The sequence below is a fragment of the Janthinobacterium sp. GMG1 genome (assembly GCF_034427795.1).
GTDB lineage: Bacteria > Pseudomonadota > Gammaproteobacteria > Burkholderiales > Burkholderiaceae_D > Janthinobacterium.
Window position 1 is genome coordinate 284,491 of record NZ_JAXQNT010000005.1, and the last position, 21,953, is coordinate 306,443.

The following is a 21,953-nucleotide window of genomic DNA, read 5'->3' on the forward strand; positions in this document are numbered from 1 at the left end:
CATGCAAACCGATATCGCACTGCAGTTGGCCGAACGTTTCAGCGCCCTGACGCCGGAACAGCGGCGCGCCTTTCACAAAAAGATGACCGAGCAGGGCATCACGCAGGCGCAGCTGCCCATTCCACCGCGCCGCCAGGCGCTGACGCGCGCGCCCCTGTCTTTTGCCCAGCAGCGCCAGTGGTTCCTGTGGCAGCTCGATCCCGCCAGCAGCGCCTACCATATCGCGGGCGGCCTGCGCCTGCGCGGACGCCTGCGGGCCGATGCCGTGCAGGAAGCCTTCGACGCGCTGATCGCTCGCCATGAATCGCTGCGCACGTATTTCGAGGCCGACGCGGATGGCCTGGCCGAACAGTGCATCGCGCCGCCGATGGCGCTGCGGCTTGCGCATGCGGACTTGCGCGGCATCGACGATGGCGAGACGCGGCTGGCGCGCATCGCCGACGATTTCAACCAGGCCCCGTTCGACCTGGCAAGCGCGCCCCTGCTGCGCCCGATGCTGGTGCGGCTGGCCGACGAAGAGCACGTGCTGCTGGTGGTCATGCACCACATCGTTTCGGACGGCTGGTCTATCCAGCTGCTGATCGAGGAATTCGGTGCGCTGTACCAGGCGGCGCAGGATGGCGGTGCTGCGGTGCTGGCGCCGTTGCCGATCCAGTATGCCGACCATGCCGCCTGGCAGCGCCACTGGCTCGATGCGGGCGAGCGCGATGTGCAGCTGGCCTACTGGACGGCGCGCCTGGGCGATGAACACCCGGTGCTGCAGCCGCCGGCCGACCATGCCCGCCAGGCGCAGCCTGACTACCATGCCGCGCGCTTCGATTTCGCGCTGCCGCCAGAACTGGGCGCGCAGCTGCACCGCAGCGCGCAGCGCCACGGCGCCACCGTGTTCATGCTGCTGCTGGCCGCCTTCAAGGCGCTGCTGTACCGCCACACGGGCCAGCAGGCGTTGCGCATCGGCGTGCCGATGGCCAACCGCAACCGTGTCGAGACGGAAGGCGTGATCGGCTTTTTCGTCAATACCCTGATCATCGATACGCGCCTCGATGGCCGCACGACCCTGGAGCAGTTGCTGCTGCAGGTACGCGACGCGGCGCTGGGCGCGCAGGCGCACCAGGACTTGCCGTTTGACGTATTGGTCGACGCCTTGCAGCCGGAACGCAGCCTGAGCCACCCGCCCTTGTTCCAGGTACTGTTCAATCACCAGCATTTGCAGCCGCGCGGCGAGGTCCGGCTGGCGGGGCTGTCGGCGACGCCGTACGAACTGGGACGCCAGGCGGCCAAATTCGAACTCACGCTCGACACGCAGGAGCGGGCCGATGGCAACCTGTCGGCCAGTTTTGCCTATGCCGTGGAGCTGTTCGAACCGGCCAGCATCGCGCGCCTGTCGCGCCACTATCTGGCGCTGCTGCGGGCGCTGGCCGACACGCCGCAGTGCGCGCTCGGCGATGTGCCGCTGCAGGAAGACGCGGAACGGGCGGCGCTGCTGGCCTGGAGCCGCTGCGACCAGTCGTACGCATCGCCCGAAGCGGTGCACCTGCTGATCGAGCGCCAGGCGGCGGCCACGCCGCAGGCCGATGCGTTGCTGTTTGGCGAAGAAGTGCTCAGTTATGCCGCCTTGAACGGGCGCGCCAATGCGCTGGCGCACCGGCTGATCGCCCTCGGCGTGGGACCGGAAGTGCGCGTCGGCCTGGCGCTGCTGCGCTCTGTCGAGATGGTGGTGGGCTTGCTGGCCGTGATGAAGGCGGGCGGCGCCTATGTGCCGTTCGACCCGGAATACCCGGCCGAACGCATCGCTTACATGCTGGACGATAGCGCGGTCAGCCTGCTGCTGACGCATGCACCCGTGCTCGGCACTTTGCCCGAGCACTTGCCGCCCTTGCTGATGCTGGACGAGGAAGCGGCGTATGCGGATGGCGTGCATGGCGACCCGCGCGTGGCGCTGCACGGGGAAAACCTTGCCTATGTGATCTACACCTCGGGTTCCACGGGACGCCCGAAGGGTGCCGCCAACCGTCATTGCGCGCTGTATAACCGCCTCGTGTGGATGCAGCAGGCGTATGCGCTGGGCGCGGGCGACACGGTGCTGCAGAAAACGCCGTTCAGCTTTGACGTCTCGGTATGGGAATTTTTCTGGCCGCTGATGTACGGCGCGCGGCTGGCCGTGGCCGGGCCGGGCGACCATCGCGACCCGGCACTGCTGGCGGCGCTGATCGAGCGCCATGGGGTCACCACCGTGCACTTCGTGCCATCGATGCTGCAGGCATTTGCCGCCGACCTGGCACCGGGCGCCTGCGCCAGCCTGCGCACGGTGATCTGCAGCGGCGAGGCGCTGCCGGCCGACCTGCAGGACCGCACCCTGGCCGCCTTGCCGCAGGCGCAGCTGCATAACCTGTATGGCCCCACCGAGGCGGCCATCGATGTCACGTGGTGGCATTGCCGCGCGGGCGATGCCGTGGTGCCCATCGGGCGTCCGATCGCCAATCTGCGCAGCTATGTGCTGGACGATAGTCTGAACCTGGCGCCGGCCGGCGTGGCGGGCGAATTGTACCTGGGCGGAGTGGGCCTGGCGCGCGGCTACCTGCACCGTCCCGCCCTGAGCGCCGAGCGCTTCGTGCCCGATCCGTTCGATGGCGGCGGCGCGCGCCTGTACCGGACGGGTGACCTGGTACGCTGGCGTGCCGACGGCGCGCTGGAATACCTGGGCCGCATCGACCACCAGATCAAGATACGCGGCCTGCGTGTGGAGCTGGGCGAGATCGAGTCCCAGCTGTTGTTGCAGCCCGGCGTGACCGAGGCGGTGGTGGTGGCACAGGCATCCGGCCAGGGCTTGCGCCTGGTGGCCTATGTCACGCCCGCATCGCTGGACACGGCGGCGCTGCGCGCGGCGCTGGCCGTGCGCGTGCCCGACTATATGTTGCCATCGGCGTTCGTCGCGCTGCCGCGCCTGCCCCTGAATGCCAACGGCAAGCTTGACCGCAAGGCGCTGCCGGCCGCGCAATTTGCCGCCGGCGCGGCGCACGCGCCGGCCGAGGGCGAAGTGGAGAACATGCTGGCGTGCCTGTGGTGCGAGGTGCTGGGCCTGGAGCGGGTGGGCCGCGAGGATAACTTCTTTGAACTGGGCGGCGACTCCATCCTCAGCCTGCAGATCGTCGCGCGGGCGCGCCAGGCGGGCTGGAAGCTGACGCCGAAGCAGCTGTTCGAGCGCCAGAACATCGCCGCCCTGGCGCTGGTGGCGCAGCCGCTGCAGGCCGCGCCGGCAGCGCCGGACGCTGCGCAGGGCGAGGTGCCGCTGCTGCCGATTCAGCTCGATTTCTTTGCCGCCGCCATTCCGCAGCGCCACCATTGGAACCAGTCGCTGCTGATGCGGGCGAACGGAGCGCTCGACGCGGGCGCGCTGGAATCGGCGCTGCAGGCGCTCGCCGTTCATCACCAGTCGCTGAGCCTGCGCTTCCGGCGGGAGGAATCGGGCGCCTGGCGCCAGAGCTACGGCCCCGTGCCGGAGACACTGCTGTGGCAATGCGCGGCGCAGGACGGCGCCGCCATCGAGGCGGTGTGCCGTGAAGCGCAGCGCAGCCTGGACCTGGAACAGGGGCGGCTGCTGCGCGCGCAGCTGATCGACGTGGCCGATGGCAGCACGCGGCTGTTCCTCGCCGTGCACCACCTGGCCGTCGACGGCATCTCGTGGCGCGTGCTGCTGGAAGACCTGGAAGCGGCTTACCGGGCCGCGCTGGCGGGAGCGCCCGTGGCGCTGCCATCGCGCGGCAGCAGCCTGCAGGCATGGTCGCTGCGTCTGCGCCAGCACGCGCACACGCCGGCCGTGCGCGCCGAGCTGCCGTACTGGCTGGCGGTGGCGGCCACGCCGGCCGCCTTGCCCTGCGTCCGCCCGGATGGCGCCAACACGACGCGCCACGCGCGCGAGCTGGGCCTGGCGCTGGACCGCGACACCACGCGCCGCCTGCTGAAAGAGGCGCCGGCTGCCTACCGCACCCAGGTCAACGACCTGCTGCTGACGGCGCTGGGCCGCGCTCTGTGCCGCTACACGGGCCAGGCGCAGGTGCTGATCGAGGTGGAAGGCCATGGCCGCGAAGACTTATTCGACGATCTCGATGCCAGCCGCACGGTGGGCTGGTACACCAGCATGTATCCGGTGCGCCTGGCGCCGCTGGGCGAGGCGGGCGCCGCCATCCAGCGCGTCAAGCAGGATTTGCGCGACGTGCCGGCCAAGGGCATCGGCTATGGCCTGCTGCGCCATTTGGGCGACGATGCGGCGCGCGAAGCGCTGGCCGCCTTGCCGCGGCCGCAGCTGATTTTCAATTACCTGGGCCAGTTCGACGGCAGTTTCGCGCCGCAGGGACTGTGGGCGCCGGCTGCCGAGTCGGGCGGCGAAACGCAGGACAGCGATGCCCCGCTGGGGCATGAACTGGCGCTCAACGGGCAAGTGCTGGACGGCGTGTTGAAACTCACGCTCAGTTTCAGCGCGGCGCGCCATGACGAAGGCGCGCTGGCGGCGCTGATGGACGACTATCGCCAGGAACTGGTGGCGCTGGTGGCGCATTGCTGCTCCGGCGCGCAGGGCGTGACGCCATCCGATTTCCCTCTGGCCCGCCTGGACCGGGCCAGCCTCGATGCGCTCGACTTGCCCGTGGCGCGCCTGGCCGACCTGTATCCGCTGTCGCCGATGCAGGCCGGCATGCTGTTCCACAGCGTGTACGCGCCGCAGGACGGCGCCTACCTGAACCAGCTGCGCGTGGATATCGATGGCCTGGACGCCGGGCGCTTCGCGGCCGCGTGGCAGGCCGTCATCGCGCGCCACGACATCCTGCGCACGGCCTTCTTGCCGCAGGCCGTGCCGCCGCTGCAATGGGTCAGCCGCGATGGGGGGCCCGCGCTGCAGGAACTCGACTGGCGCGGCCACGACGACATCCAGGCCGACCTCGACGCGCTGGCGCGGCGCGACCTGGCGCAAGGCTTCAAGCTGGAACAGGCGCCGCTGCAGCGCCTGCACCTGGTGCGCATTTCGGCCTCGCGCCACCATTTCATCTGGACCAACCACCATCTGCTGCTCGATGGCTGGAGCAGTTCGCGCCTGATGGGCGAGCTGCTGCGCCATTACGCTGGCCAGCCGCTGGCCACGCACGGCGGGCGTTATCGCGACTACATCGCCTGGCTGCAGCGGCAGGACGCGGCCGGCAGCGAAAGCTACTGGCGCGCGCTGGCCGCGCCGCTGGCGGCGCCCACGCGCCTGGCCGGGCTGTTGCCGTGCGAGGCGGTGCCGGGCGGGCATGGGGAAGTCGGCACGGCGCTGGAGCGCCAGGAAAGCGTGCAGCTGGCCGCCTTCGCGCGGCGCCACCATGTGACGGTCAACACCGTCGTGCAGGCGGCGTGGGCGATCCTGCTGCAGCGCCATACGGGTCAGCGCACGGTGGCCTTTGGCGCCACGGTGGCCGGGCGGCCCGGCGACCTGGCCGGCGCGCAGCAGTTGCTGGGACTGTTCATCAATACGCTGCCCGTGATCGCCACGCCGCGTCATGCGCAGACGGTGGCCGGCTGGCTGGCCGAGGTGCAGGCGCAAAGCCTGGCCTCGCGCGAACATGAGCACACGCCGCTGGTCGACATCCAGCGTTGGGCCGGGCAAGGTGCGGGCGGCCTGTTCGATACCCTGGTGGTGTTTGAAAATTATCCTGTCGACGAAGCCTTGACCGGCGCGGCGCCCGATGGCCTCGTGTTCAGCGCCATCGAGCGGCGCGAGCAGACCAGCTATCCGCTGACCCTGGCCGTCATGCAAAACGAGACGCTGGCCCTGCATTACGGCTACGACCGCGCGCAGTTCGATGCGGCCGGCGTGGCCGCGATCGGCGCCTGCCTGCTGGCGCTGCTGCGCGCGATGATCGCCGGCGCGCAGCAAACGCTGGGCAGCCTGGCCTTGCCCGATGCGCGCGGGCAGCGGGACTTGCGCGCGCTGGCGCACAGCGGCGCGCCGGCCGTGCCGTATGTGGCGGTTCATGCGCGCATCGCCCGGCATGCGGCGCTGCGCCCCGATGCGCCGGCCGTCGTGATGGGCGGGCAGCAGATCAGCCATGCGCAGCTGGAGCGGCGCGCCCACGCGCTGGCAAGGCGTTTGCGCGCGCACGGCGTCGGCGCTGAAATGCGCGTCGGCGTGGTGCTGGAGCGTTCGATCGACATGATCGTGGCGCTGCTGGCCGTGCTGAAGGCCGGCGCTGCGTATGTGCCGCTGGACCCAGATTACCCGGCCGGGCGGCTGGCCTACATGATGGACGACAGCGGCATCTGCCTGCTGATCGCCCAGGAGCAGGTGCTGGACCGCGTGACGGCGCCCGCGGGCGTGCCGCTGCTGCTGATGCCGCCGGCCGATGCGCAGGACGCTGCTGACGTTGACGCTGGCGATGTCGCGCCATGGCCGGCGCCGCACCGCCACAACCTGGCCTACCTGATTTATACCTCCGGCTCGACCGGCCAGCCGAAAGGCGTGGCGGTGACGCATGGTCCGCTGGCCATGCATTGCGCCGTCACGGCGGATCTGTATGAAATGGGGCCGCAGTCGCGCGAACTGCATTTCCTGTCGTTTGCCTTCGATGGCGCCCACGAGCGCTGGCTGACCACCTTGTGCGCCGGCGGCGCGCTGGTGCTGCGCGACGCCAGCCTGTGGACGCCCGAGCAGACCTATGCGGCCTTGCGCGCCGAACGCATCACGAACGCGGGCTTTCCGCCGGCCTACCTGAAGCAGCTGGCCGAATGGGCTGAACACAGCGGCAACCCGCCGCCCGTGGAGCTGTATTCGTTTGGTGGCGAGGCCATGCCGCAGGCGGCCTTCGAGCAGGTCTGCCGCGCCCTGAAGCCGCGCTTCCTGATCAACGGCTATGGTCCCACCGAGGCGGTGGTCACGCCGATGGTATGGAAGGTTGGCATCGATGCGGGCTGCCGCAGCGCGTATGCGCCCATCGGCCGTCCCGTCGGGGCGCGCAGCGCGTGGGTGCTCGATGACGCCTTGAACCTGGCGCCGCCGGGCATGCCCGGCGAGTTGTACCTGGGTGGCGAAGGCCTGGCGCGCGGCTACCTGGGACGTCCGGGCATGACGGCCGACCGTTTCATTCCCGATCCCTTCGATGGCGCCGGTGGACGCTTGTACCGCACGGGTGACCTCGTGCGCTGGCAGGCCGACGGCCAGCTGGAATACCTGGGACGCATCGACCACCAGGTCAAGATCCGCGGTTTCCGCATCGAGCTGGGCGAAGTCGAGGCGCAATTGCTGGCGCAGCCCGGCGTGCTGGCGGCCGTTGCCGTGGCCCAGCCGCAGCCGGGCGGCAATGGCCACCTGCGCCTGGTGGCCTATGTGGCGCCCGCCAGCCTGCAGCCGGCAGGGTTGAAACTGGCGCTGGCGCGCCAGCTGCCTGACTACATGGTGCCGTCCGTGATCGTGGTGCTCGACAGCCTGCCGCTGAATGCGAACGGCAAGGTGGACCGCAACGCGCTGCCGGCGCCGCAGGCGCTGCAGCAGGGCGGCAGCGTGGCGCCGCAGGGCGCCGCCGAGCAATTGCTGGCCCAGGTATGGTGCGGCGTGCTGGGACTGGAGCAGCTGGGACGCGACGACAATTTTTTTGAGCTGGGCGGCGACTCGATCCTGAGCCTGCAGATCGTGGCGCGCCTGCGCCAGGCCGGCTGGATCGTCACGCCGAAACAGCTGTTCGAGCGCCAGAGCGTCGCCGCGCTGGCGCCGCTGATGCAGGCCGTGGCGGCCAGCGCTGGCGGCAGCGCCGAGGTGGTGGGGGACGACGTGCCGTTATTGCCGATCCAGTCCGCCTTGTTTGCCGCGCAACTGGCGCGGCCCGGTCATTTCAACCAGTCGGTGCTGCTGCAGGCGTCGGCGTCCGGCGCCGGCGACGTCATCGCGGCGGCGCTGGACGTGCTGCTGCAGACGCATGCCGCGCTGCGCCTGCGCTTCAATGATGGTCCGCAGGGCTGGTCGCAGCAGTATGGCGAAGCGCCGGAGGCGCCGCTGCTGTGGCGCCGCGACGCGTGCGACGCGGCCGACGTGGAGCGCCATTGCCAGCTGGCCCAGCGCAGCCTGGACCTGCGCCAGGGACAGCTGCTGCGCGCCGTGCTCATGACCATGGCGGACGGCAGCGTGCGCCTGCTGCTGGTCGTGCATCATCTGGCGGTCGATGGCGTGTCGTGGCGCATCCTGCTGCAAGACCTCGATACCTTGTGCCGCCAGGGCGCCGCCGGCCAACCCTTGCGCCTGGCGGCGCCCAGCGCGCCGCTGCAAGCCTGGGCGCGGCGTTTGCAGGAACATGCGGCCAGCGATGCCGTGCGCGCGCAACTGCCGTACTGGCAGGCGCTGGCGGCCACGCCGTCACGCCTGCCGCTGGCGGACAGCCGTGGCGCCAGCAGCGGTGACCTGGTCGCCGGCGCGGTGCTGCAACTGGACCGCGACACCACGCGGCGTCTGCTGAAGGAGGCGCCGGCCGCCTACCGCACCCAGGTCAACGACTTGCTGCTGACGGCGCTGGGACGCGCGCTGTGCCGCCATGCGGGCGAGGACAGCTTCCTCGTCGAACTGGAAGGCCATGGCCGCGAAGACTTGTTCGAGGACCTCGATATCAGCCGTACTGTCGGCTGGTTCACCAGCGCCTATCCCGTGCGCCTGGCGCCGCTGGGCACGCTCGATGCGGCCTTGAAGCGGGTCAAGCAGGACTTGCGGGCCATTCCCGACAAGGGCATCGGCTACGGGCTGCTGAAATACATGGGCTGCGATGCGGACCGGCAGGCGCTGGCCGCGCTGGCGCCGGCGCAGGTGTTGTTCAATTACCTGGGCCAGTTCGATGGCAGTTTCGAGGCCGATGCGGCCTGGCGCCCGGCGGCCGAAGCGAGCGGCGACGCGCAAGACCCGGAGGCGCCGCTCGGGCATGAACTGGTGATCAATGGCCAGGTCTTCGACGGCATGCTGAAAATGACGTTCAGCTATAGCACGGCGCGCCACGACGGCGCGGCGATCCGGGCACTGGCCGATGATTTCGGGCGCGAGCTGCGGGCGCTGGTCGCGCATTGCTGTGCCGGCGCGCTGGGCGTGACGCCGTCGGACTTCCCGCTGGCGCCGCTGGACCAGGTCAGGCTCGATGCGCTGGACTTGCCCCTGAACGAGCTGGCCGACCTGTATCCGCTCTCGCCGATGCAGGCGGGCATGTTGTTCCACTGCCTGCAGGCGCCGCAAGGCAGCGCCTATGTCAACCAGCTGTGCGTGGACGTGGCAGGGCTCGACGCGCAACGCTTCGCGAGGGCCTGGCGCGAGGTGGCGGCAGGCCACGACATTCTGCGCAGCCGTTTCGTGCACGATGGCGGAGAAGCGCTGCAATGGGTGAGCCGCGCCGGCGCGGGCGAGGTGGACTTGCTCGACTGGCGCGGCCAGGACGCTGGCGCCGCCGCACTTGACGCCTATGCCCGGGCGGACCTGGCGCGCGGCTTCGACCTGGCGCGCGAACCGCTGCAGCGGCTGACCCTGATCCGCTGCAGCGATACGCAGCAGCGCCTGGTCTGGACCAGCCACCATCTGCTGCTCGACGGCTGGAGCACGTCGCAGTTGATGGGAGAAATACTGCGCCACTACCACGGCGAGCCGCATGCGCCGGCGCCGGGCCGCTACCGCGACTACATCGCCTGGCTGCAGCGGCAGGATGGCGCCGCCGGAGAAGCGTTCTGGCGCGCGCAGCTGGCGCCGCTGGCCGCGCCCACGCGCTTGTCGCTGGCGCTGCCGGCGGCGGGCGGTACGGGCCAGGACAGCGTCAGCCTGCGCCTGGAGCCGGCGGCGATGGCCGGCCTGGCCGCCTTTGCGCGGCAGGCGCGCATCACCGTCAACACGTTGGTGCAGGGCGCCTGGCTGCTGCTGTTGCAGCGCTATACGGGCCAGGCTTGCGTGGCCTTTGGCGCCACCGTGGCTGGCCGTCCGGCGGACCTGCCGGGCGCCGACCGCCTGCTCGGCATGTTCATCAATACCTTGCCCGTGATCGCCGCCCCGCATGCGGGCGCACCGGTGGGCGAGTGGCTGCGCCAGCTGCAGGCGCAAAACCTGGCCGCGCGCGAATTCGAGCATACGCCGCTGTACGAGGTGCAGCGCTGGGCGGGGCAGGGCGGCGTCGCCCTGTTCGACAGCATCATCGTATTCGAAAATTATCCCGTCGATGCCGCCTTGCGCGCCGCCGAAGAGGGAGAACTGCGCTTCAGCATGGCCAGCAAGCGCGAAGAGACGAATTATCCGTGGACCCTGGCCGTGATGCAGGACAGCGGACTGACCTTGCATGCCGATTATGCGCGCGCCAGCTTTGACGCCGCCAGCGCGCGCCTGATACTGGAGCAGTTGGGTAGCCTGATGCAGGCGATGGCGCGCGACGCCGACGCGCCGCTCGGCGCCTTGCCGCTGCTGTCGGCGCCGCAGGGCGCGGCCGTGCTGCGCCAGGGCCGCCATGAGGGCGGACCGTGGAACGACTTGCCCGTGCACGCGCAGTTCGAGCTGCAGGCCGTGCTGCACCCGGATGCGCTGGCGCTGCTGTACCAGGACGAGGCGCTCACTTACCGCGCGCTGAATCTGCGCGCCAACCGTCTCGCGCACGCGCTGCTGGCGCGGGGCGCGGGGCCGGAAGTGCGCGTCGGCATCGCCGTCGAGCGCTCGGTCGACATGCTGGCCGGCTTGCTGGCCATCCTCAAGACGGGCGCCGCCTATGTGCCCCTCGATCCCGGCTATCCGGCCGAACGCCTGGCCTACATGATCGCCGACAGCGGCATGGCGCTGCTGCTGACGCAGGCATCGGTGCTGCCACGTCTCGCGCTGCCGGCGGGACTGCCCGTGCAGCTGGTGGAACAGCCGTCCGCGCTGGAGCACGATCCCGGCCACGCGCCGCTGCCGCAGCAACTGGCCTACGTGATCTACACCTCTGGCTCGACGGGCAAGCCGAAGGGCGTGGGCATCGCGCATCAGGCGTTAAGCCGGCATGCGCAAGTGTCCGTCGGCTTCTTTTGCTTGACGGCACGGGACCGCGTGCTGCAGTTTTCGACCTTGAACTTCGACGGCTTCGTCGAACAGGCCTGGCCCACCTTCTGCGTGGGCGCGGCGCTGGTCTTGCGCGGCCCGGAGCTGTGGGACAGCGAGACGTTTTACCAGGCGCTGCACCGCTACCGCATCAGCGTGGCCGATTTGACGACGGCCTACTGGTCGCTGCTGGCGCAGGATTTTGCCCAGCAAGGCCCGCGCGACTACGGCGCGCTGCGCCAAGTGCACGCGGGCGGCGAGGCGATGCCGCCGGAAGCGCTGCAGGCGTGGCGCCAGGCGGGCATGCGGCACATCCGCCTGCTCAATACCTATGGGCCGACGGAAGCGGCGGTGACGGCGGCCACGCTCGACTGCGCGCCCTACCTCGATGGCGCGGCGCCGGCGCAGATGCCGATCGGCCTGCCGCTGGCGGGACGCGCGCTGCTGGTGCTGGATGCGGACCTGGCATTGTCGCCGCCCGGCGCGGCCGGTGAACTGTGCATCGGCGGCGCCTTGCTGGCGCGTGGCTATCTTGGCCGTCCTGCGCTGACGGCCGAACGCTTCGTGCCGGACCCGCACGGCGCGCCCGGTGCGCGCCTGTACCGCACGGGAGACCTGGTGCGCTGGCGCGCGGGACAGCTCGATTACCTGGGACGCATCGACCAGCAGATCAAGATCCGCGGTTTTCGGGTGGAGCTGGGCGAGATCGAGGCGCAGCTGCTGGCGCACCCTGGCGTGCGCGAAGCGGTGGTGGTGGCGCAGGACAGCGCCGCCGGCGCGCGCCTGGTGGCGTATGTGAGTCCGGCGCAGGCGTCGGTGAAGGCCTTGCGCGCGGCCCTGGCGGCGGCGCTGCCCGACTATATGCTGCCGGCGGCCATCGTGGCCCTGGCGCGATTGCCACTGAGCCCGGCGGGCAAGGTGGAGCGCAGCGCGCTGCCGGTGCCGGTGCTGGAAAGCGCGGCGTACGCGCCGCCGCAGGGCGAGCTGGAACAGGCGCTGGCGGCCATCTGGAGCAGCTTGCTGGGTGTGCAGCGCGTGGGGCGCGAGGATAATTTCTTTGCGCTGGGCGGGCATTCGCTGCTGGCCGTGCGCTGCGTCACGCAGGTCAACCAGATGCTGCGCAGCCTGTACACGCAGGATGCGCATGCGCTGTCGCTGGCCGACCTGTTCGGCAGTCCCACCCTGGCCGCCTTTGCCGCCCGCTTTGGCGCCAGCGCGGCCGGTGCGCGGGTGGGCGAAAGCTGGCACAGCCTGCGCGCGACAGGTGACTTGCCGCCGCTGTTCTGCTGTCCCGGCCTGCTGGTGAACGCCTTCGAGTTCCAGGCACTGGCGCAGGCGCTGGGACCGCGCCAGCCCGTGCACGGCTTTGTCAGCCATGCGCTGGGGAGCGAGCGCTGGGCCGACATCAGCGTGGCGGAGCTGGCTGCCCGCTATGCGGACATCATCGTGGCCAACAGTCCGGGCGGCGAGTGCTCGCTGGCCGGCTGGTCGCTGGGCGCCGTGCTGGCGCAGGAGACGGCGCGCCAGTTGCAGGGCCACGTGGCCGTGCGCCTGGTGGGCATGATCGATCCCGTGCTGGGCCAGTTCGATGTTGCTGGCGGCGTGGCGCCGGCGCTGGATCCGCAGCGGGAACGGGCGCTGCGCGAGCAGTGGCTGCCCCGTTCCGGCATGCGCGAACGCTGGGAACAGCTGTTTGAGCGCATGAGCGAGGACGAGTGGGCGTGGTTCGTGCACCTGCAAGGGCGCGACATCGGCGCGCTGCCGCTCGACGGTGACGCCGTGCATTGCAAGGAATACCTGGCCTGGAGCATCGCCAGCCATGCGCTGATGCTGCGCCGTCACCGTCCGCAGCGGGCCGCCGTCAGTGCCCGCGTGTGGATCGCGGAACACACGCGCGCCGCCGGCGTGGCGTTGTTCGACAGCCGGGCGCATTTCGCTCAGGTGCTGGGCGAGGAAGAGGTGGCCGGTACAGGCCACCTCGACATCATCCACGCGCCGGTGCTGTGGCAAGGCTTGCGCGCCAGCTTGCCCGGGGATCCGGCATGAGCCGGCATGCCGTGGCGCGCGTCGCGCTGGGCGTGGCGGGCGCGTATCTGTTCGCCTGGAGTGTCGCCGGCGCCGGCGCGGTGCTGCTGTTCCGCCTGGGCGTGCTGCGCAGCGAGGCCGTGCTGATCGCCTCGATGGCGGCCTTTCTCGCCTACCTGGGTGCCGCCCTGTGGGCTTTTGTCGCGCGCCGATTGTGGCCGGTGGCGCTGTTGCTGATCGGTGTCTGGCTGCTGTACTGCGGCGCCGCCTATTTTTTCGAATGGAGTTGAGCCGCATGGCCTTACGTGAATTGCGGCAATCGATGCTGCTCGTGCATACCTGGACCGGGGTGGTGATGGCCAGCGTGCTGATCGTCGTGTTCTGGATGGGCAGCCTGTCCGTGTTCGACCGCGAGATCGACCGCTGGATGATGCCGGACACGCGCATCGCCGCCGCGCCCGGCCCCGTGTCGGTGGAGCGGCAAGTCTTGCCGGCCGTAGCGGCGCTGGCGCACGGCAAGGCGCTGGCGGAATGGTCTGTCTTCCTGCAGGGGCCGCGCAGTCCCGTGGCGCGGCTGCAGATCGAGGCGCTCGATGGCGAGGAGCTGTCGCGCCAGATCGATCCGCGCAGCGCCGCCTTGCTGCCCGAGGCCGGTTCCTACGGCGCCACGTCCTTCTTCTTTCCCATGCATTACCGGCTGCACCTGTCGTTTGCCGGCATCGGCTACTGGGTCGTGGGCCTGGCCAGCATGGCGATGCTGGCGGCGCTGGTGTCGGGCGTGATCATCCACGCGCGCATTTTCAAGGATTTTTTCGTCTTCCGCCCGCGCAAGGCCTTGCAGCGCAGCGCGCTGGACCTGCATAACGTCAGCGGCGTGCTGGCCTTGCCCTTCCATTTCATGATCGTGCTGTCGGGGCTGGTGATCCTGTTTTCGATTTACTTTCCGGCAGGCATGCACGCGCTGTATCCGGGCGACCGGCAAGGCTTCCTCAACGAAGCCTTGTCGCTGTACCAGCGAGAACGATCGCCAGAACCCGGCATCGTGGCCATGGCCCCCATCGACGCCATGCTCGACACGGCGCGCCGGGCCTGGGGGCAGGGCGAGCCCAGCTATGTGCGCGTGCGCCATCCGGGCAACCGCAACAGTTATGTGGAAGTGAGCCGCGCCACGGCCGACCGGGTCAGCCTGGACGAGCAAACGATTTATTTCGATGGCGCCAGCGGGCAGGTGCTGAAATATGTGCCGCTCAAGCCGGCCGCGGCGCTGCAGCGCTATCTGTCGGGCATGCACTTTGCCCTGTTCGAGCACTGGCCCTTGCGCTGGCTGTATTGCGCGGCCGGGCTGGCCGGTTGCGTCATGCTGGCCTCGGGATTGATACTCTGGAGCGGCAAGCGCGCGGCGCGCCATGCCAAGGCGGGTCAGCGCGGCGCGCGGCTGGTGCTGGCCGTGGCCTGCTTCAGCACGACGGGCCTGCTGATCGCGACCCTGGCCATGCTGGTGGCGAACCGCTTGCTGCCGGCCGGGTTGCCGGACAAGGCGCTGCTCGAAGTGCTGCTGTTCCTGCTGGCCTGGGCCGGCAGCGGCATCTGGGCCGGCGTTGCCCTGTTCTGGCGCCGGCGGCCCGATGCGCCATGGCTGCCGCAAGCCTGGTGCATCGCCATGCTGGCCCTTGCCGCGCCGCCGCTCAACTGGTTAAGCACGGGCGACTTTCCCTGGCATGCCGTGCTGCGCGGCCAGCCTGCCGTGGCCGTGTTCGACCTGGCCCTGTGGTTGACGGCAGGGCTGGCGGCATGGGCGGCGTTGCGCTTGCGCCAGCATCAGCGGCAAGCCCCGCGAACAGGGGGCGCGCATGCCTGAATTGCTTGTCTGGTTGCTGCTGTTTGCCGGCAGCCACGCCTGTTTCGCCCTGCTGGCGCTGTCGCAGGAGCGGCACTGGCACACGGTCAGCGCGGCCAGCATGCCCGTCCATGCCGCCAGCCGGGGCCGCCTGGGCGGCTACGCGGGCCTAGCCCTGCTGTACGGCGTGGCCGTGGCGCGCGAGGGCGCCGGTTTCGGCAGCATCAGCTGGTGCATGCTGCTGTTTTTCGGTGCCTTGACGGTGGCGCTGACCTTGAGCTGGGCGCCGCTGCGGCTGCGCTGGGCCGCTTGGTTGCTGCGCTAGCGCAGCAGCGTGCCAAGCAGCATGTTATTGAGTCCGGGGGAGTTTTTTCGTGGCTTGCGCCGGCGAAATATTGCGCTATGGATTTTTTAATTGCCGTGCATGCAATAATGCTGAAGTAATAATGACCACTTGGCGGTGATTGTTCTGCGCCGCCGGGGGTGTTCAGAGCCCCAAATGGTTGCGAAATACACACTCCAGCTATCCCGGCTGCATCCTATAGAAGATTTGAAGATGACACAAACACACAGATATGTCCTCGCCGGTTTTGGCTTTTTTTCACTTTTACTGCTATTTTTCGGGGCTGGCCTTTTAGATAGCGGGAAAATTGAAGCGAACACGTATCTTTGGGTGCAAGCAGTCGCGATCCTGATCGGTTTGTTTACATTGGCGGCAGCGATTGAAAAGATGCTTCCACGAGGCTTGCAGGAATTTAAATCCTCCGCGCTTTGGTGGACGGTAGGGCTTGCCATATTGGCGTATTTTGCCAGGGTCGCCGCCCTGGATGATGTCAACAAGGTTTTCCACATCGACCCGTCAGGGTTGCCGATGACGCTGGCTGCAGCAAACGTCATGCGGTTTTTTATCTGGATGGAATGGCCTTTTATCGTCGTGGCGTGTATCTCGTTTGTGGTGCTGATTCTCATCGCGAAGGGAACATACTTTCCAGATGAGATGCCTGAAAATGAGCGCGCCGCCGGTGTCATTCTCGTGCTTTCGATTATGATGAACTGTATTTTATGCGCGCTATTCATCCATTTCCATTTGGATGAGCAGGGGCGGCAACAGAAACTGTACCGCACCGCCCATGCTGCGGATTTCGTGTCGAAGTTCCACTGCCAGGGGATCGATCCCGATAAATTTTCCGTGCTGTTCATCGGACCGGAGCAACGAAAGGTGCTGGTTGCGCCGAAGTTGCCAGCGCCGGTATTGTTCGGCAAGATGAGTGCGGAATTTCTCCAGGCACTGAAGGTTCCCGCTGAATTTCCAACCCTCGATTGTGTGCCCACCGTAGACTTTGAGCAGTGGTCTAAAGATCTGTCGACGGTTCGATAACGCTATTATTTCCTTGTCGGTGGACGATCCTTCCAGCCTGATCCATGCCGCATCTCCGATGCATCGCACAGTCGCTTGATGCTGATGCGAGCTGGGATGGGACGTGTCTTGTCTGTCTTGTCGCCAGCGACAGGCTAGCCGTCTATTCCCCCTCCGACGCGCAATACCTGTCCCGCCCCGTATGCTTGGCGCGGTACAGCAGGGCGTCGGCGGCGCGGATCAGGGCGCTGGGGTCCATGCCTTCCGTGGGCATGAAGCTGGCCATGCCCAGGCTGACGGTGACGTGCGGGCCGACGCCCGATCGGGCGTGGGGAATGTGCAGCGCGCGCACTTCGTCGAGAATGCGCTGGGCCACCACTTCGGCGCCGTCGCGCGTTTCCTGCGGCAGCAGGATGATGAATTCTTCGCCGCCGTAGCGCGCCAGCAGGTCGGGCGGGCGCACGGCGCAGCGGCGCAGGGCGGCGCTCACCTGCTGCAGGCACAGGTCGCCCGCCTGGTGGCCATACGTATCGTTGTAATCCTTGAAGTGGTCGATATCGGCCATGATGATGGCCATCGGCACTCCGTCGCGCGCGCAGCGCCGCCATTCGCTGTCCATCGTGTCATTGAAGCTGCGCCGGTTGGCCACGCCCGTCAGCGAATCCGTCAGCGACAGTTCGCGCATGGCGTCGGCCTGCCGCTTGATGGTCAGCTGGCTGCGCACGCGGGCGCGCACGACGGCCGCGTTGAACGGTTTGGTGATGAAATCGACGGCGCCCGCTTCCAGCGCCCGCGTCTCGTCTTCGGGCTGGTTCAGGGCCGTGACGAAGATGACGGGAATGGCGCTGAGGATGGCCGATTCGCGCAGCGCGCTGCAGACGGCATAGCCATCCATGCCGGGCATGACGGCGTCGAGCAGGATCAGGTCCGGCAGTTGATTATGCGCAATTTCCAGCGCCTTGTCACCGCTCAGGGCGAACAGCACGTCGTGTTCCTCTCGCAGCAACTGGTGCAGGATCTGGATGTTTTCCATGGCGTCATCGACGATGAGGATGCGCCCGTTCATGGCAAGGTTGGTCCAGCTCACTTGTTTTCCTCTCGTTTCAGCTGATCGAGCACGAGTTTTTCCGCCTCGGCAAAATTCAGCGTTTCAATCGCATGTGCCATCGCCAGGGCCGCTTCCCGGTCTGACTGTTGTATGGCGGGGTGCAGGGCGTGAAATTGCGCCAGCGCTTTCAGGTTGTTGTTGCGGATCATGACGAGCAGCTCGGCCAGGCCGGCGTGCAGGTCGAGCGGCACGCTGCCGGGCGCGGCCGCTGCCGGCTGGTTGCGCCGCAGGGGCGAGGGTAGGGTGCGGGCCGCTTCGATGACTTCGGCCATCGCGTGTTCCAGGCGGCCCAGCAAGGCGGTCGTGCCGTGCGATTGCCCCGTTTTCAGCGTTTTCTCCGTCTCGGCGGCCAGACTGGCGATATGCGTGGCGCCCAAGTTGGCTGCCACGCCGCACACGCGGTGCAGCAACTGCGCCGCCTGCTGCGCCTGGCCGGCGGCCAGCAGGCGCCGTGTTTCCTCGACGGCGTCGCCTTGCGAATTCTCAAAGCGCTTGAGCAGGGCCAGGAAGGCGCCGTAGTCGCCGCCGAAGCGGTGCAGGGCCGCCGCCAGGTCGATGCCGGGCACCGTGACCGGCAAGTCCAGCGTCTGCGTGACGGCATCGGCTGCCTCGACGGCGCCGTCGCCGCTGGCCAGGGGGGCGCGCACCAGCCGGGTCAGGGTCTGGATCATCTCGTCGACGTCGATGGGCTTGGCCACGTGCGCATTCATGCCGCTGGCGATGGCGCGCAGGCGGTCTTCATCCATGGCATTGGCCGTCATGGCGATGATGGGCAAGTTCGGCAAGCCCAGGGCGCGGATGGCCAGGGTGGCGTCGTAGCCGTTCATGACGGGCATCTGCAAATCCATCAGCACCACGTCCCAGGCGTGTGGCGTGCCGGTGAGCAAGTCGACGGCCAGCCGGCCGTTGGCGGCCACGGTCACGCGCGCGCCCGAGTGCAGCAGGATGTACTGCGCCACTTCCTGGTTGATTTCATTGTCTTCCACCAGCAGCACGCGCATGCCGGTGAGCAAACCCGACAAGGGCGTGGACACGGGCAGCGCGGACGGACTGCTGCGGCCTTCGCGCACGGCCGTCACGGCTGCCAGCAGGCGTGCCGGGGTGGCCGGTTTCGAAACGATGCCGGCCAGCATCAGGCTGTCGGCCAGGCGTTCGAGGTTTTCGCTGTCCTGGTCGGCCACCAGCATGATCACGGGCGGCAGCGCCAGGAGCGCGTCGGCGCGCGCCTCGGTGAGCATGGAAATGCCATCCATGCCCGGCATGGCCGCGTCGAGCAGCACAAGATCGGCCGCCGGCCCGCCGCTGGCCTGGGCGCGCAGCAGGGCCAGGCCGGCCGCTCCGCTGTCGGCGCTGCGGCTGTGCCAGCCCTGCGCCGCGCACCAGTCTTCCAGCATGGCGCGCACGCTGGCGTTGTCGTCGATGATCAGCAGTGACAGCACCCTGGGCGCGCCCTTGGCGGACGGCTCGGGCGGCGGCGCCACCTTCTCGAAGCGGCAGCTGAAGCGGAAGTCGGAGCCCTGGCCCAGCGCGCTTTTCACGCTGAGGGTGCCGCCCATCAATTCCACCATGCGCCGGCAGATGGCCAGCCCCAGTCCCGTGCCGCCATATTTGCGGCTGGTGCCGCTGTCGCCCTGGGAAAACGCGTCGAAGATGCGTTCCTGCTCGGCCGCGCCGATGCCGATGCCCGTGTCGCGCACGGAAAACTCGAGGGTGGCGCTGGCCGCATCTTCGGCCACCTTGTCGATGGACAGCACCACTTCGCCATGCGAGGTGAATTTGACGGCGTTGCCCACCAGGTTGATGAGGATCTGTTCCACGCGCAGGGCGTCTCCGACCAGTTCGTCCGGCACGCCGGGGGCGAGCACGAACACGGGCTCCACGCCGCGCGCCCAGGCGCTGCTGGCCAGCAACACACCCACGCTGTCCAGCATGCGTTCGAGCTGGAAGCGGCGCTGTTCCAGCACCATCTGCCCCGCCTCGATCTTGGAAAAATCGAGCACGTCGTTGACGATATTGAGCAGCGACTGCGTTGCCATCTGGATCTTGCCGACATAGCTGCGCTCGCGCCGTTCCAGCGGCGACTCTTCCAGCAGGCGCGCCAGGCCGATGATGGCGTTCATCGGCGTGCGGATTTCATGGCTCATGTTGGCGACGAATTCGCTTTTCGCGACGCTGGCCGCCTCGGCCTTGTCGCGCGCGCGCACCATCTGCTCGTTGAGTTCATGCAGGCGCAATTCCGTGCGCTTGAGTTCGGAAACGTCCGAGGCCAGCACGAAGAAGCCGCGCACGCCGCCGCTGTCGTCGAAATCGGGGATGTAGTTGGTCCACGTGTGGCACACCTGGCCGCCGGGATCGAGCAGGTCGCGCTCGAAGCTTTGCGGCCGGCCTGCCAGCACCCCCTCGACGTGGGGCGCATACACGTCGAACAGTTCCTGTCCCAGCAATTCGCTCATGTGGATGCCGGCCAGTTCGGCGCTGCTGCGGCCAAACCATTCGTTATAGAATTTATTTGCAAATCGGCAACGCAAATCGGCGCCCCAGTACGACACCATGCCGGGCAGGTTGTCGGTGACGGTGCGGATGAAACGCTCGTTCTGTTCCAGGCGCCAGGTGGTGGCGTGCAGCACCTCGGTGGCGCGCTTGCGTTCCGTGATGTCGATCGAGACCCCCAGCACATGGCTGGCGCGTCCCGCATCGTCGCGCAAGACCACCTTGCGCGTGGTGAAGTGGCGCGTGGTGCCGTCCGCCGTATTGATCGCTTCCTGCTCGATTTCCACCATCTGCCCCGTGGCCAGCAGCTTGCGGTCGGCGCTGACGAAGGCGGACGCCTGCTGCGGCGGGAAGAAATCGTGGTCCGTCTTGCCCAGCAATTGCTCGCGCGAGCGTCCCAGGGTCAGTTCCGCGTGGCGGTTGACCATTTCAAAGCTCAGCTTGTCGGCGCGCTTGACGAAGACCATGGCCGGGATGTTTTCGATGATGGTGCCAAACAGGTGTTTCGAACGGCGAAATTCCGCTTCGCTGCGCTTGCGCTCGCTAATGTCCAGCCACAAGCCCGATACGCCCAGCAACTGCTGTTCCGGGCCAAAAATCGGGTGGTAGGAGACGATCCAGTGACTCAGTTGCTCGCGCTGCTGGCCGCTATGGCCTTGCAATTCGATGTCGACGATGGGCTGTCCCGTCCCGAGCACCTGGCGCACGCAGCGTTCCACCTCGGCCCGCACGGCGTCGTCGAACAGCATGGCGCCCACGGGACGGCCCAGGTGCTGCGCCACGCTGGCCCCGTTGATGGTGGCCAGGTAGTGGTTGATCATGACGATGCGCAAGTCCAGGTCCACGAACAGCATGCCGATCGGCGCCGTCGCGTACACGGTTTCCAGCAGGCGCGTGGATTTTTCCAGGGCCAGCGTGCGTTCGGCCACCAGGCTTTCAAGCTGCGTGCGGTGGCGCCGCAGGTCGCGTTCCAGCGCGCCCAGGGCACCGGCCATCTCGGCTGATTCGCGGTCAGCATGCTTATTCGAGAGCAAGGGTTTGCCTTGCGCCAGCGCATGAATCTGCTGCGTCAGTTCCTGCAGGGTGCTGGCCAGGCGTCCGCCCACGCGCCAGGCCAGGGCAAAGCCGGCGGCCAGCAGCAGCGCCAGGATGAGGGATCCCGTGACTACCGAGCGCAGCAGTGCTTCGGCCACCGTGCTGGTGCGCATGGTGACGGCCACCGTCCAGGCGGCGTCCGGGGCGCGGCGAAAGCCCGTATACACGTCGATGCCTTCCAGGGTGGCGTGGCGCAGCACGCCTTCGCGCGCCTGGCGTATCTGTTCCAGCAGGGGCGCCGCGCTGCGCTGGCCTACATAGCGCTGCGGCGCCAGGGTGCGCGCCACGTTGATGCCATCGGCATTGATGATGGCCGCGCCCAGGTAGGCTGGCAGGTGCAGCTCGCGCAGCAGCACGGACAGGTAGTCGGGCGGATACAGGACCGTCAGCACGTAGGCGGTTCCCTGCGTGCGCGGCAAGGGCAGATTCAGGGCCAGCTGCGGCAGGCTGTCGGGCGCCTTGGCCAGGCTGGTCAGCCGCGGCTTGCCGTAGTCGCGCGCACGCTCCATGCTGGCGGCCCATTTTTGCGGGAGGGGCGGCGGCGCCTGGCTGGCGGGCAGGGTTGTATTGATCAGCTGGCGGCCCTTGGCGTCGGAGACGATGAAGGCGCTGACGGCCAGGCCCGGCTGCAGCAGGCTGGCGGCCAGGGCCCGCAGGGCGCCGATGTCGTCGGCTTGCAGGGCGGGCGAATCGGCCAGGATGCGCGCGGCCATCTGAGCGCCGCTCAGGTCGCGTTCGACGGCGGCGGCCACCGCCCGCGCCGCCTGCGCCGTTTCGCTGACGACATGGTCGCGCTCGCGCGTATAACTTTGCGCCACGAGCAGGAGAAACACGAGCGCCGTCGGAATGACCCAGGCGAGCACCAGCCATGAAATTCTTGAGCGTATCGAAGGCAAATCTTGCACCCGGAAAGCTCCCAGAATGGATGAGTCGACAGGCAGGCTCACGCTGGCGCTGGCTGACCTTGAATGAAAAGATGCTAGACGAAATTGATTGTTCTGAC

7 protein-coding genes are annotated in these 21,953 nt (G+C 68.2%); 5 read left to right on the forward strand and 2 right to left on the reverse strand.

Annotation, left to right across the window (positions count from 1 at the left end; all coding sequences use genetic code 11):
- The first annotated feature begins 1 nt into the window (after nt 1).
- From SJI03_RS16045 to SJI03_RS16065, 5 genes are all read left to right on the forward strand, one after another.
- Complete coding sequence (locus SJI03_RS16045; RefSeq protein ID WP_322427855.1) at nt 2–13,084, forward strand: non-ribosomal peptide synthase/polyketide synthase; 13,083 nt, start codon at nt 2–4, stop codon at nt 13,082–13,084.
- Complete coding sequence (locus SJI03_RS16050; RefSeq protein ID WP_099377548.1) at nt 13,081–13,353, forward strand: iron uptake protein; 273 nt, start codon at nt 13,081–13,083, stop codon at nt 13,351–13,353. The genes SJI03_RS16045 and SJI03_RS16050 overlap by 4 nt, the downstream gene beginning before the upstream one ends.
- 5 nt (nt 13,354–13,358) lie before the next feature.
- Nucleotides 13,359–14,921 carry a PepSY-associated TM helix domain-containing protein gene (locus SJI03_RS16055; RefSeq protein ID WP_322427856.1) on the forward strand — a complete coding sequence of 521 codons (1,563 nt, stop codon included), beginning with the start codon at nt 13,359–13,361 and terminating at the stop codon, nt 14,919–14,921.
- Nucleotides 14,914–15,225: a DUF3325 domain-containing protein gene (locus SJI03_RS16060; RefSeq protein ID WP_099377546.1), complete on the forward strand. Its 312-nt coding sequence runs from the start codon at nt 14,914–14,916 to the stop codon at nt 15,223–15,225. The genes SJI03_RS16055 and SJI03_RS16060 overlap by 8 nt, the downstream gene beginning before the upstream one ends.
- A gap of 231 nt (nt 15,226–15,456) precedes the next feature.
- Nucleotides 15,457–16,278, forward strand: coding sequence for a hypothetical protein (locus SJI03_RS16065; RefSeq protein WP_322427857.1), 822 nt, complete (start codon nt 15,457–15,459; stop codon nt 16,276–16,278).
- A gap of 142 nt (nt 16,279–16,420) precedes the next feature.
- On the opposite strand, the gene SJI03_RS16070 is transcribed toward SJI03_RS16065, so the two are convergent.
- Complete coding sequence (locus SJI03_RS16070; protein WP_322427858.1) at nt 16,421–17,344, reverse strand: diguanylate cyclase domain-containing protein; 924 nt, start codon at nt 17,342–17,344, stop codon at nt 16,421–16,423.
- Nucleotides 17,341–21,813, reverse strand: a complete 4,473-nt coding sequence (locus SJI03_RS16075) for a PAS domain-containing protein (RefSeq protein ID WP_322427859.1) — start codon at nt 21,811–21,813, stop codon at nt 17,341–17,343. Before SJI03_RS16075 ends, SJI03_RS16070 begins: the two co-directional genes overlap by 4 nt.
- Nucleotides 21,814–21,953: the final 140 nt, after the last annotated feature.